Genomic DNA, 14,043 nt, shown 5'->3' with positions numbered 1-14,043 from the left:
GCAAATTATGATTTACTTCATTGCAAATTGGAGACCATCGAAGACGAATTTAGAAGAAAATCACTTACTGCATGTGATTCGGAAATTTATTGTAAGTGAACGTCAGCATCGCGTGTTGACGCTGAATTATTCCCCTTTTTCACGTTATCAAATGCAAGAGGCGACCATTCTTTCCGAGAATTCTATGAGTCTGTTTGATTATATTCAAAATATAAAAAAAAGAATGGGTCATCCAATGACGCTGGATGATGTTTTTTTACCAAGCGATGTGGAACGGCTTTACCATCCGACGGGTATTACTTTAGTTAGAAAGAATACGACATACGGCGAAGTGTATTTTAATCAGTATGGCTGTATGGAAAAAATTCACTATTTTAAAAAATATGGTGGGAAAACAGATTATTATGACGATCGAGGTTTTCTTTCTTCGCGTGAATTTTTTGACACTCAAGAGCAACTCGTCAAAAGGGAATATTTCAATGAACAGGAGCGGCTAACATTAACGGAACACCTTATAGGAACTCCTAAAGTCATTGTGGAAAAAGATGGAAATAAGCAACTCCCGGAAGAAGCAATGCAAACCATTCATGCGCTAATCGGTTTTGTTTTAACTGATTTTTTAGCAGATTTAAAAGAAAAAGAAGACCATGCGATCATGGAATTTGACGCGAGTATCCATCAGTTGTTACGAGAGAATGACGTCAGTCAAAAACTCATTCAAATGATTCCTGAGGCAAGTTCTTTTGATTCATTACCCGTAGAAACGCAACGTCAAATCATTCGAGAAAGCGAAGGCATTGTCACAAATACAAGCAAAAAAAAGGAAATCCTTGAGCAAATTAAAAGTGAAGATCCGGAATTAACAGAAAAAGAGATTTTTTTCATACCGATGTTTCATACCGAATTACGGTTAGGAAACAGTAACTCGGTACCCCTGTTAATCATGTATTTAAAAATCACGGATTTAACTGATGAAAATCAAACCTTGTACCGGATGTTAATCAAAAAGGTGATCGAAAAGGAAGAATATAGTTTGTTGACACAAGTCAAAAACTTTGAAGATCAAGAGCGATTAAGCAACCTTCATTTTGAAATCATTAATGAGCATTACCATGTGGATCATCGGTCAGAGGATTATGAAAAAGTAGAAAAATTTATCACTGCAAAAAAAGAAATGAAACTTTTCGATACCGATAAAAAAGCAGTGGAAGGCCTTCGTAAAACAGCCGAATGGACCAAATTAGTCGCAGCAGTGGAAACCGTCGAACGCTTGGAGTTCTTGGTTACGCCTTCGCCAAATAAGACGCGAGGGGCATTAGGCCAAGCGCGAATTTTCATCGATATTCACTCTATCAATGACTTGAGAATGCAGTCCTTAGTTGTCAGTGCAGGAATCCCAATGATTATCAAAGAAAAGACGGACTATCTTTCGAATAAGAAGAATGGGCAAGTGGTTCAATCTGTACCAGAAGCCCTCGAAGCGGTGGAATATTTTTTGGATAGCCTAGATCATTGGAACCATTCGCTGATCGAAAGTGTCGACATTATCAAGAAAAATAGTATCGAAGAAACAATGAAAAAATGGAGACGTGCTTTTAATGAGTAAAAAAATAAAAGTCATTCACATCAGTCAAAATGCAGCAGACTTAAGTCTTTTGTCGGACGCGTTTGAGTATATTTGGCTGCCTTTAGCTTATGATTTTCAAGAAGATGAGGAGGAACTGGGTCTATTTGAAAACGGGATCTATCATCCAAAAAATTACAATAGCATTTTTATTATTGAAAATTATGCCAAAATTGTAAGTGATGGCGATCAATGGATTCGACAGTTACCTGCTCATCGAGTGCTTCTTTCAAAAGAGGCTCGCTACCAACGAGACATTCAGTATATTTTTGATTTAAAAGGGGCAATTCCGCTTTCGCTCGATCATTTTGAATCGGTCGAACAGTACCTGAATGAAAATTTTTTAGCGAAACAAGAAGGGTATAAGTTAAATAGCGATTATGCTGAAATCAGTCCGAATTTTCAAGGACATGTTACACGAAAAGGCAAAGCGTATTTTCGGTTGACGGGCCCGTTCCCGCAGCAAATGCGTCAAATTATGGTTTGGAAAATGACCACAATCATCGGGGCGTATGACCGCTTTGAATTTTACCCGGAGTTCAAACAAGTCCAAGGAGCGATTGATGCTGTCTTCAAAATTTATTTCATTAAGGAGCACAGTCGTGAAATTCTCGATTGCATTGAAATTCCAATTGAAAAAACAAGAACAGGAGAAAAAGTCATCATTGAGAATAAGGGAGAAGCGGCGTATATGAGTATCTCTTTATTTGCTCAAGGAGAAGAAGGGGAATTGTTCATTGGTTCGGTTCATTTAAGAAAGGCACTAGGGAAGGATTTCACCTTACTACCCGGTGGAAAAGTCATTTATGACACGGAAGAACTAGGTGGTGAGATTCTCCACTATTTTGAACCAGGTGATTTTAAACCGCCGCTAGCTGTTTATTTTTCCGGGTATCGACCAGCAGAAGGTTTTGAAGGGCGAAGAATGATGGCGAGTATGGGTTGCCCCTTTCTATTAATCGGAGATCCTCGCTTGGAAGGAGGCAGCTTTTATATGGGGAGTGACGCCTTAGAAAAGGAAGTTGCCACTGTCATTCGTGAAAAATTAGAACTTTTAGGTTTTGATTCCTCTCAACTGGTTTTATCCGGACTTTCGATGGGGACTTTTGGTGCGCTTTATTATGCTGCAGATCTTTCTCCCCATAGCGTGATTGTTGGTAAGCCACTGACGGATGTTGGAGACATTGCAACGAATGGTCGGATTAGAAGACCGAATGAATTTGGGACGGCGCTGGATATTTTATATTCTCACACGAAAGAGGTTTCGGCGAGTGCCGCAGAGCAATTGAATCAAAAGTTTTGGAAGAAGTTTAAAAGTGGCCGTTATGAAAAGACCACTTTTGCAATTTCTTATATGAAAGATGATGATTACGATAAGTTATCTTTTCCACGTCTTTTAAAAACAATCAAAGGAATGAATTCGTTAACGAAGGTCTTGTATAAAGGGCTCGTTGGTCGACATAACGATAATAGCCCGGAAATCAATCGTTGGTTTTTAAAGCAATATCGAAACGTGATGGTTCAAGTATTTCAACGAACACCAAGTAATTTTAAATAAAGAGTAAAAAGGGAATGAGTACATGAGGAATTATTTTTTCATAAAATGGGGAAATGGTTATCGAGATAGTTTCAACTATGGAACAGAAATTACCATTCAAGAAAACGGCGACGTCCACTATCAATCCCCATTAATGCCGTCAGGAAAAACGATAAAAGTATGGAAATCCATCACTCAATTCCATGTTGATCGAGAACCGCCAATGTTGCCCTTGCTGATTCAATCAAAAAAATACCATATTCGAGTTGAGGTAGAAGGGTTAAAAGATCGAGCGATTCAACTGCGATTAGATTTTTTTGATGCAGAGCAAGAATTAATTGGCGAAGAATACTTTTTGAATTTAGAAGGTACGTTTGTCTTTCCGGAAGACGCGGTGTCGTACACGGTTCAATTGATTAATAAAAATGTGCAATCTTTTACGTTCAAGTACATTTACCTATTGGAAGATCGCTCTTATGAGGAGGAAGAACCAATTGAAAGCCTGCTCCCTGCAGATTCTCTAGCAGAGGGCGCATCGCCAGCAAACGAGGAATCAAGCAATCTTGATGTAGAGGACACGGGAATCACTCGAGAGGCTCCGACTAGCGAGTCTTTGGAAAATCTTTGCTTGGTGGATGAACAAAAAGAAGAGGCAAGCACTGTTGATGAAATACCAGGAAGCTTAAGTTCGACGGCGGAAGCCTTCGAAGCTACGGATTCGCTCGTTGATGAAATACCAGAAAGTTTAAGTTCGGCGGCGGAAGCCTTCGAAGTCACGGATTCGCTAACTGAGCTGCCAGAGAGCCTAAGCTCAATGACTATCTCCGAGGAATTGGGATTTCTAGTTGGAGAAATTCCAGACAGTATCAGTACAACGTTGGATTCCGAGAAGTTTGAAAAAGGTACATCCGAATAAAAAAGAGTGCAATCGCATGTAAGAAACACGTCACAATCAGTCTTTTGTGTCAACTAAAAGCACTATTTGATTATGTGAAAAATAAATGCTAGGAGGAAGCTATGAATTTTTTTGTGAATAAAGCCATGGGGATTGGAAATTCGGGAGTGGAGCACGCGCAATTTTATCGAGAAAAATGTTTTAAAGAGGCGCAGTTGGAGTATAAATATGTATTTACGGAATTTGTTCATAATTTAAGTGAAGCAATGAAAGCATGGAAAATTCCGTCAGATAAAGTCATTAATATGTGGGAGTTTTTTGTCTTTGGTAAAGAATATTTAACAAAAGGGCCAGAAGAACGATATGAATTGGAAGAAGAAGTCCTCATTGATGACAGTCAAACCCATCGGGAAAAACGCCTTTTGACTTCAACAGGGGTGTTATGGATTGAACATCTGGAAAAATCGGTGAGTAAAAAAAATAAAGGCTTATTGTTGGTTTCTGGGTATAAGGTCGAAATGTATGAATATGAAACGATGAAAAGAAAAGTCATGTACGAAATCATCGACCATCCTCGAAGGGGGCGTTTGATTCAAAATATTCATTTATTTGATATGGATGGGGAATACCTCTTTTTCCGCAACGAAGTCACATTGCAACGCTTTTTTTTCCAATATCTAAGAAAGTCCTTTGAGGGAAAAATCAATTTTATTCTCGACCGAGGTCAAGAATCCGAATCGGCGCTCTTTTATGAGAAACCTGAAAATTCAAGTTTGGTTGAAGTCATTCATGCCGACCATTTATCTGATCGCGATGTTCCTTCTGCACCATTATGGAACAATCATTACGAATATTTGTTTACACACATGGAACAAGTCGACAGAGTCATTGTTTCCACAGAACTGCAAAGAGAAGATTTACTGATTGAGTTTCCAGAAGAACAAGAAAAAATCGTGACGATTCCAGTAGGAGGCATTCGAAACCAGGTTGAAGATGCCAGCCCGTCTTGCAATGAAATAACGCAACCCTTTAAGTTGATCACCGCTTCTCGTTTGGCCTCTGAAAAACATCTGGATATCGTGATTCGAGCGATTGTTTCCCTTAAGGAAGAATACCCAAGACTTGAACTAGATATTTATGGTCAAGGTGGCGAAGACGTTAAATTGAAGCAATTAATTCAAGAATTGGATGCCGCAGATTATATTCGATTGAAAGGCTTGTCGCATCATCTAGAGGAAGTTTATCGAAATTATGACGCTTTCATCTCCGGCTCTTATTCGGAAGGGTTTGGCTTGACTTATATCGAAGCCTTAGATGCGGGGTTACCGATTGTTACTTTTAAAGCTCGTTTTGGTGCATTGGAATTGGTTCAAGATGGCGTGACCGGTTATTTACAAGAATTTTCTAGAACGGACGAAGAATTTAGTGTACGAGAGCTAGCGAAGGGTGTTCAAAAATTGCTGCAAACGGATTATCATCAGATGAAAAAAAATACTCGAATTTCTGTGAAAGAATTTCAAGATTCAGTTATTTCGGAGAAGTGGAGGAACTTAATCGATGCATTATGAACTTGTGAATACAATCAATCCCAACAGTGAGGTATGGAAAAAACAAAAAGAACGACTTTTACTCAAGCAAGGGCAAGTCCTATCCATCTCGCCGAGTCCTAATTTTAATCGTTTAAAAAACCGAGAAGGGGTTACTGGAATCAATGTGATTGATGAAGTGACAAAACGAAAACATGATGCGAGCCAGTTCTTGTTTTTTAATCAAGTATCGACAGCGACCAGGGCTGAAATCTTTGTGAACGGCAATTGGACCATCTCTTTGAATCATGATGGTGAAGAAATTGGGCAGATGAAATTGTACCCAGAAACACGGCGTTTAGTCAAAGAAGTTGAATATTTTAATCTGGATGGGACGACAGACTTCATCGTTGAATATGCCGATGACGGGGCACCTTTTAGCCATATCTTTTTTGCAAACAATCGTCCCGAGCAGATTGATTTCTTCAATAGTGAGCAACTTCCTATTTTAAGTTACTTTTTTTATGAAGGACAAAACAACTTTGCCGTGCAACGTGATCCTCAGACATTAAAAGTAGTGAAAAAATTTGCCAATACAATGGACTTTATCATGGACCAAGTTGCGCAAAAAGTGACGGCGGAAGATACAGTGGTGATTTCTTATATGGGCATTGAATTATCCGCTTTAAAAAGAACAAATTCGTATAATATTCTTTCATTGGAAGAAACACCCATCGATGAACAAGGGAATGTAAAACGAAATTTAGTCGATATATTAGAAAACAAAATTGAATGTATTCAAGAAGTTCGAATGCAGTCAGACTATTTTGAACAACTAAAGGCACGAGAGGTTCCTTTAAATAAGATTGTTGTCTGTGAAAAATAGTCTCGAGGGTAAGGAGACAAAAGGAATGAAAAAAGATCAGTTATCTCAAGATATTGAAAAAAGATTTGTGAAAGAAGAATCGAAAGTAGTAGAAACGACAAAAGAAGAAAAAGGCAGCGGGAAGTATATTCGAGTCCTTATTTCGCTAGTGATGTCCGTTGTTATCTTAGGTTCGCTACTCTACACGTTGATTACTTCCATTAAGTAAACGATTCACCTTAGGAGGCGTGCTGATGCTATCTATCGAAAGATTTCTTAATTGTAAAAATCCTCAACTGCTAGTACCGCAGACTTCGACGGTGTCTGTGAGCATTGATCGAGAACAAGTGGAACAAATTAGAAAAGACAAAGGGATAACCATTCGCGTGTTGGAAAAGAAAATTAATCTATCCAAATCCAGGTACTATCGTTGGCTGCAATACCAAGTGGATTTACCAATGGAGCTCATTGTAAGTTTAAAAAAAATACTCAATTTAACGGATTGGGAAATGATGCAGCTGATTTCCGTTTCAACCGATGAACAGATTCAAATCTTATCATTAATGATTCACTTATCGAAATCATCCTTAGCAGAGGAAAAAAATTTATTTGTTGAATTAAAGAAGAAGCTTGAAAAATATCGAGTGTCCAAAGTAGCAAATATCCCTTACCAATTAATCTTGTACTATACTGATTTTTGCTTGGCTGATGACAAAGCGCAAAAATTAAGACATCTGAGTCACTTGGAATCTTATTTTTCTGGAAATGATTACTTGACGGTTTTTGATATATTCTTATATCTTACCCTTTTGAATGACATGCTAGAAAACGGAATGACCCAATCGATTTTAATGAGTGAAGTCTTTTTTTTGGAAAAAGAGTTGCTTCGTAAACTATCGGTGAATCGACTAGGTGAATGGAGTCCAATTTTCATTGGATGTGTCTTAGATTTAGCGATAATCTACAATAAAAAGGAACAAAGAGAGCTCGCTTTTTTGCTAATCAATCAAACAATTGACCGACTAGAAGAAAGCAATCAATTAGATACTTACAATCATGAGTTGCTTCATTTTATGCGGGATTTCTTTAGCCAATCTCGAGAGGAAACAGTCAAAAAAAAGAAAGATTGTTTTAAAGAAAAGTTCAGAACTTCACTCTGGTGTATGCCGGAATCTGAGATTATCTTTTTCAATCAACTACTATCTTAAGGAGAACAAAATGAAAAAATGGATTACTTCAATCATTGAAGCGGCATCCGTAGACGCTGTTTCAAAGGCACGAAAAGACGTGGTCGAAATTGCAAAAAGTGTGGGATATGAACCGACTTACATCTTTCGATACTTAGACGGGAATGAAAGTCTGGAGGCCTTGCATTCTCGAATTGACGGGATTACGGCAGCCATGCATCGTGGAGATCTATTGGTGTATCAATACCCTTGTTACAATAGTGAGCGCTTTGAAAAAGAATTTATCCACCGAATGAAATTGAGAGGGATTCACGTTGTTCTACTGATTCACGATACGGAAATTTTAAGAGGAAACAAGGGAGAAGTAGAAAAGGCGATTTTTTCAGAGGTCGATCTTTTAATTACCCATGGAGAAAAAATGTCAGAAGGGTTACGAGAATACGGCGTGCAGACACCGATGATTTCGAAAGAGCTATTTGATTATTTAAACGAAACGGAGGGTCTTTCAAAAAGCGAGCAGGTAGAAAAGAAGGTCATCATGGCAGGAAATCTCAGAAAATCGGTTTTTCTAAAAGAGTGGCCCCATATGACTCCAATCGAAGCCTATGGACGATTTGGAAATCTCGAACTTGATGCCGCAATTTCATATAGGGGAGAATTCCAACAAAGGGAGCTACTTCAAGTAATTACGAAAGATGGAATTGGATTGGTTTGGGACTCTAAAATAGAAGGCGGCGGGGATTATCAAAGATATACGCGCTACAATGCGCCCCATAAATTATCGTTGTATTTGTCGTTAGGAAACCCTATTGTCGTCTGGGATCAATCTGCCGCAGCCGAAATTGTTCGAAAATATAACCTTGGTTTTGCGATTGCGTCCTTGGATGAGTTAGACCACGTTTTGGCAGAGGTCACAGATGAAGAGCTACATCAAATGAAAAAAAATGCCCTTCGGCTTAGTGATGCTTTAAATGAAGGCTTTTTTACGAAGAAAGCATTTTTGGATTCGGAAGCATTTATCCTCTTTCATGGAATTGAGACACACGAATCCGTTTAGCCAAGAATCAGCAATGAAAAATAATCTGAATAAATGAGGATAGAAATGGAGATAGCAAGATGGCGACGTATCTTTTACACTTTAATAATACAATCGAAGCAGGGTACCCTTATTGGAATTATGGTGCTGTAGGAAAATGGCGAAAAGACTTTGAAGATTTTGCGACGGAAATCGGCGTGGAACGGATTCGAGCATATACCTATCATTGGCCAGATGAACCAAACGAGGTTTTAAGTGCTCGTTTAGACGGAATACTAGGCGGCTTAAAGAAAAATGACCTTGTCATTGTTCATTGGGCTTTTGGAATTAACAGTGAGCGATGGATTACGCAATTTGCTCAGCGAGTGAAGTTGTTTCGAGCACACCTTGTCTTTATGATTAGTGACATCGAGTCTTGGAGAATGGATGAATCAATGACGCCAATGGAAGAAAAGAATCCTATCAGTGAGCGGCAAAGAAGGGAAGTTTCTCTTTTATCATTAGCAGATGGCTTTCTTCTACATTCGAAAGAGATGGAAGAGCAGTTAAGAAATCAATTTGAACGTGCAGGAAAAAACTTTCAAGCTTCAGTGAGTTACATTGGCCCTTATGGTTATAAGACGACTTATTACGGAGAAAAGCGAACTTTTAGTAAAAGCATCGACTATGCAGGATCGCTTGAAAAAGCGAAATTCCTTTTAGAATTACCTGAAGGGTTTAAATTAACGGTTTTTGGTGCGAAGCCAGACGAGCAAGATCGTCTAGCGATGAAAGAAAATATCATTGTTCATAAGCGAATCGATCCGGAAGGCATCCCTTTTGTCTTACACAGTGCCTTTGGGTTAGTTTGGGATTCTGACAGTTATCCGACAGTAACAGGACCTTTTGGGAACTATCAACGTTCGAATACGCCAGGGAAATTGCCCCTATATTTAGCTGCGAATCAGCCTGTCATTGTTTGGTCCCAATCGCCATTAGCGAAGTTTGTCAAAAGGAATAAACTGGGTCTTGTTGTGGATGATTTGGAACAATTACCAGAAAAATTAAACCAATTAACAGAGAAAGCGTACAACGAGATGATTGAGAATGTTCAAAAAATTAGTCCGCTCATTCGTAACGGTACCTATATTAAGAAAGCGATCCTAGAGATTGAATTACTGTTACTGACGCATTCTTAAAATGGCATTTGAAGCCCCTGATTCCTCAATGATACGGAGGAATCAGGGGCTTTTTTCTTATTAAAATTAGAAGATAAGTCGTCTTTACTTTTTTATAAATAACTTAATTAATTTAATTTGAAAGTCCTTGAGTTGCGTGGTGATAATTGAACATTTTATCCAATGCTAGACGATTGATTTACCTTTAAACACTTGATAGCTGTCGTTTTACAATAAGTAACGTCGTGAAATATGAAATTTTATCAGAGAGGATTGAATTTTTTTAGATTCTAATATCCCATTTCCGGAACGTTCGATTCAATCGATTGAATAACGTGGCATACTTATATCGATTAGGAAGGAGTGTTTTATGACGTATGAGTCGGAAAAATAACTATCGGAAATTGTTACAATCGAACAAAAAAGAACGTTACAAAATGTACAAGAGTGGTAAATATTGGGTTTATGCAACAATTACTGCTTATGGAAGTATTCTTGGTTTGAGTAGTGCGGAAACGGTTCAAGCAGTCTCTCCAGAGGCAGGAAAAGAATTGGATCCAGGAGATATCCTTGCCAATAAGGATTCTACGCAAATACCAGCTGCACCTCAAAGTGATGAAGTGGAGGATTCTTCAGTAACAGAAGAGTCATTTGCTACAGAAGAATCCATGGTAACAGAGGAGTCTTCCTCAACAGAACCATCCTCTTCAGCTGAAAGCTATTTTGAAGATGTGGTGCCTGAAGGATCGAAAGTAACGGTGGATGATTCAACAAACGAGTTGAATATTGAGTTAGACAGTATGTTGAATCCGAGCAAGACCTTAATTGAGAAAGCCACACAATATTCAGAGGAAAATAATTTAGTTACGAACTTTTCTCAACGAGTCTTGGATGTCATTAAGGATCGAGTAAATGTAGCTATTGACTTGGATGCCGGACGGGTAGATTTTGAAAATGAATTGAATAACCCAACGGATCAACCATCCCCAACCTCAGTGGACGTAGCGCTTCCAGATCAAATTGCGAATTTAGCAAGCTATAAAGCAGAAGCACAAAGCAACAATACCTACGCTGCTGTCAGCGACTGGGCAGGTTTGAAGAGCGTATATGCTGATAATAAAATCACCTTTATTGAATTTACCTCAGATTTTAGCGCACCAGAAAATGTAGACGTCCGTGACCTAGGTTGGCGAGCAACAGACCTCATCATTGATGGTGGCGGCCATACGATTAATATGGGACGTGCGACATTTAGTGTGGGAACGAACGCAACTGTCAGAGGTTCGATTTTTACCATGAATAATGTGAATTTAATTCATTGGGCTATTGGTGGAATTAGTGGAGATACTGGCGATAATCGGATTGCTGCGGACGCGGTGATTGATAGTCAAGTCGCTCCAGGTGGTTATGGTTATTGGAATTTCAACATTAACGATGTTCAATTAGAAGGTCGAGATGGACCTGGTGGACCTGCTGATTTTCAACCACAACGACTTTTATGTGCAGAAGATAGTCAAGTGACTCTCTCTGGAACAATTAAAGCAGCAGCGAAGTTAGAGCTGATGCACATCGGTCAAGTCGATATTGTGAATGGTTCTCATGTGGAATTAAATCGTACCGCAGGAACAACAGGATTTTCGATGTTTTATTTTATGAATGTACGTCCAAATCAGCCATCAGATACAGGGTATGCTCATACCTTTACGGCTGGTGATGGCGTGACAATTATTGGGAATGAACTTGAAGGATTTAATGGTAATACTTATCCTATGGTTTACTTCGGCTTTGATGAGATTAAGGTAGGAGACAATGTCGATTGGCATCAAGATGGTTTCCAAATGTTAATTGATACGAACCGTTATCTTGGAGAGAATCCGACGGGCCGTTCGGTAACTTTTGGTCAGAATCTAAATATGACAGCTACGCGAACAGTTGGGTACAATTCTCTTTGGGCTGATTGGAATTCAACGATTACTTTCAATGCCGGGACAAAATTGAATTTAGAACAGTGGAATCCTGCATCTGTTGTATATATTACTTCAGGGTCGAACGTCAAGTTTATTTCACCAGAGTCCTTGCATATATCAAGGAATACTCTATCAGGAGCGCCTAATAATGGGAATCTGTTCTCAGGGGCTGGAACATTTGAAATGAATAATTCTCAAATTAGTACGTGGCAAGGAGATAATTCAGCAACAAACCCTGGTGGCTCTCGCAATGCCAAATTTGCAAATTTATCTGTCGTTAATTCTTCTGCAAGAGTAACAGATACAGCAGGCAATACAACGGCTTCAGATATTATTGATAGAAATACTCGTGAATTAAGTACAAATGCACTAAATCCTGGAACGGTTAAGTTAAACTATGTCGATCAATATGGTCAGAAAATCAAATCGGTGGATTACCCGCTTAGTTCGACTGACAACTATATCGGTCAATTTATTCAATTGAAAACGAAAGATTTTGCAGAGACGCATATGCCTGAAAACTATATGTGGGCAATTGGAGATCAAGTACCAACTTCTGCAGTCGATGACAAGCAAAGTGGTGGGGATCTCACAAGTACAGAAGATGATGGGGATCGTTATGGTCAAGCGAATATTGGAATTGTTCCAATGGAAGGCACTGAGTATGAATATAATATTTATGTATATGGGAAACCCAATGCAGAGATAAAATATGAATATGAAGATGTGAACACCGGACAATTAGTAAAAAGTATGTACGTCAATTCAGAACAAGAGAAAGCAGGTACGAATTTAGATCCTGCGAACTTTGGTAATAAGATTGATTGGACCTCAGATTACTATACGAAAACCAATGTGCCACAAGGTTATCACTACGCAACAGGTGATGAGCTTGACGGGAAAACACAACCTGTAGAAACCGTTGTTGGTACCGATGCAAAAGTTGTGAAGATGTATTTAGTAGCGGATAAACAAACGGTAAACGTTACTTTTGAGAAATCAGATGGTCTCGATTTAGTGGATCAAACGAAAAAAATCTCAATTGATGGTTTTTCAGGTCAAGAAATTCAATTGAAAGATTTATTAAAAGGGAAAGTAACTGAAAAAGGGTATCACATAAGTGGAGACGATAAATTTACTTTCGATAACACCGATAATAAAGGAAGTGCCACGGATAAAGAGGTACAAGAATTAACGGTTACCTTAGAACCCGACTATCAATTAGTAGGGATTATTTCAAACAATTCACCAATGTCCGATCCGGCAACAGGAAAAGACTATCCGCAATTACCAACGACGGTAACTGAAGGAGAATATAGTCATGCGGGCGTTTCTAACGGTGAGATTACTTTAGGAAAAACAGATGCTGATTTAGCGAGAAACGGTTATATTTATAAGGTAAAAGGACCAGACGGCAAAATCTATGAGACGCTGGCAGATGCTTTAGCAGCGAATAACAAACACGACACGACAAGTAATGGTACAAATCAATCAGATAGCGATCCTCAATCTTTTGAAGTCATTTATGAAACCGATCCTGTATCCGAATCACAGTCAACAAGTACTAGTGCTTCAATTAGTCTATCGACGAGCACCAGTTTGAGTGATTCAAGCAGTTTCTCTACTAGCACTAGTTTGAGTGATTCAAGTAGTCTTTCAACAAGTTCTAGTACGAGTGGCAGCTTAAGTGATTCAAGCAGTCTGTCTCTAAGTACCAGTGACTCTCTTAGCTTGAGTGACTCGACTAGTCTTTCTGCAAGTTATAGTGAAAGTCTATCTATTAGTGCGAGTGATTCTGTTAGTCTATCAGGGAGCTATAGTGAAAGTCTTTCAGTTAGCTTAAGCGATTCAAGCAGCGATTCTATCAGTCATAGCGAAAGTCTATCCATTAGTGTGAGTGATTCGAAAAGTCTGTCTGATAGTAACAGCCTAAGCGAATCAATTAGTTTGTCTGATAGTATTTCAAAAAGTAATTCTGGAAGCCAAGATGGAAGCACGAGCCTGAGTGAGTCGATTAGCTTGTCTGATAGCATTAGTTTGAGTACTTCGATTAGCTTATCCGATAGCACTAGCCTATCTGACAGTAATAGTGATAGCTCAAGTATAAGTGAATCAATTAGCTTATCCGACAGTTTATCTGACAGTAATAGCGACAGTTCAAGCTTAAGTGATTCGATTAGTTTGTCCGATAGTCTATCCGACAGTATCAGCCTAAGTGAATCAATTAGCTTATCCGATAGTATCTCAAA

10 protein-coding genes are annotated in these 14,043 nt (G+C 38.8%); all 10 read left to right on the top strand.

Annotated features, from left to right (window positions below):
- Positions 1–7 precede the first annotated feature (7 nt).
- Entirely contained in the window at positions 8–1,606 is a 1,599-nt protein-coding gene (gene asp1, locus ACYSNO_RS04340) for an accessory Sec system protein Asp1 (protein WP_461729854.1), read from the top strand.
- Positions 1,599–3,182: an accessory Sec system protein Asp2 gene (asp2, locus tag ACYSNO_RS04335; RefSeq protein ID WP_461729853.1), complete on the top strand. Its 1,584-nt coding sequence runs from the start codon at positions 1,599–1,601 to the stop codon at positions 3,180–3,182. Before asp1 ends, asp2 begins: the two co-directional genes overlap by 8 nt.
- Positions 3,183–3,204: 22 nt before the next feature.
- A complete protein-coding gene (asp3, locus tag ACYSNO_RS04330; RefSeq protein ID WP_461729852.1) occupies positions 3,205–4,077 on the top strand; it encodes an accessory Sec system protein Asp3 in 873 nt (290 codons plus the stop codon).
- Between the two features lie 101 nt (positions 4,078–4,178).
- A complete protein-coding gene (locus ACYSNO_RS04325; RefSeq protein WP_461729851.1) occupies positions 4,179–5,624 on the top strand; it encodes a glycosyltransferase in 1,446 nt (481 codons plus the stop codon).
- On the top strand, positions 5,614–6,468 hold the full coding sequence (locus ACYSNO_RS04320; protein WP_461729850.1) for a hypothetical protein: 855 nt from the start codon (positions 5,614–5,616) through the stop codon (positions 6,466–6,468). The genes ACYSNO_RS04325 and ACYSNO_RS04320 overlap by 11 nt, the downstream gene beginning before the upstream one ends.
- 25 nt (positions 6,469–6,493) lie before the next feature.
- Positions 6,494–6,676, top strand: a complete 183-nt coding sequence (locus tag ACYSNO_RS04315; RefSeq protein ID WP_461729849.1) for a hypothetical protein — start codon at positions 6,494–6,496, stop codon at positions 6,674–6,676.
- A gap of 25 nt (positions 6,677–6,701) precedes the next feature.
- Positions 6,702–7,655 (top strand): helix-turn-helix domain-containing protein, encoded by a 954-nt coding sequence (locus ACYSNO_RS04310; protein ID WP_461729848.1) that lies wholly within the window; start codon positions 6,702–6,704, stop codon positions 7,653–7,655.
- Positions 7,656–7,665: 10 nt separating this feature from the next.
- Entirely contained in the window at positions 7,666–8,691 is a 1,026-nt protein-coding gene (locus tag ACYSNO_RS04305; protein WP_461729847.1) for a sugar transferase, read from the top strand.
- A gap of 59 nt (positions 8,692–8,750) precedes the next feature.
- Complete coding sequence (locus ACYSNO_RS04300) at positions 8,751–9,848, top strand: glycosyltransferase (protein ID WP_461729846.1); 1,098 nt, start codon at positions 8,751–8,753, stop codon at positions 9,846–9,848.
- Between the two features lie 356 nt (positions 9,849–10,204).
- A partial coding sequence (locus ACYSNO_RS04295) for a pectate lyase-like adhesive domain-containing protein (protein WP_461729845.1) occupies positions 10,205–14,043 on the top strand: 3,839 nt, incomplete at its 3' end.

The organism is Enterococcus sp. LJL98 (genome assembly GCF_054871745.1).
This window is presented reverse-complemented; position numbering and strand designations above follow the sequence as displayed.

What these genes read in the sequence shown, in the direction of transcription:
- asp1 (WP_461729854.1), top strand. Translation starts at nt 8, where the DNA reads ATGATTTACTTCATTGCAAATTGGAGACCATCGAAGACGAATTTAGAA.
- asp2 (WP_461729853.1), top strand. Translation starts at nt 1,599, where the DNA reads ATGAGTAAAAAAATAAAAGTCATTCACATCAGTCAAAATGCAGCAGAC.
- asp3 (WP_461729852.1), top strand. Translation starts at nt 3,205, where the DNA reads ATGAGGAATTATTTTTTCATAAAATGGGGAAATGGTTATCGAGATAGT.
- ACYSNO_RS04325 (WP_461729851.1), top strand. Translation starts at nt 4,179, where the DNA reads ATGAATTTTTTTGTGAATAAAGCCATGGGGATTGGAAATTCGGGAGTG.
- ACYSNO_RS04320 (WP_461729850.1), top strand. Translation starts at nt 5,614, where the DNA reads ATGCATTATGAACTTGTGAATACAATCAATCCCAACAGTGAGGTATGG.
- ACYSNO_RS04315 (WP_461729849.1), top strand. Translation starts at nt 6,494, where the DNA reads ATGAAAAAAGATCAGTTATCTCAAGATATTGAAAAAAGATTTGTGAAA.
- ACYSNO_RS04310 (WP_461729848.1), top strand. Translation starts at nt 6,702, where the DNA reads ATGCTATCTATCGAAAGATTTCTTAATTGTAAAAATCCTCAACTGCTA.
- ACYSNO_RS04305 (WP_461729847.1), top strand. Translation starts at nt 7,666, where the DNA reads ATGAAAAAATGGATTACTTCAATCATTGAAGCGGCATCCGTAGACGCT.
- ACYSNO_RS04300 (WP_461729846.1), top strand. Translation starts at nt 8,751, where the DNA reads ATGGCGACGTATCTTTTACACTTTAATAATACAATCGAAGCAGGGTAC.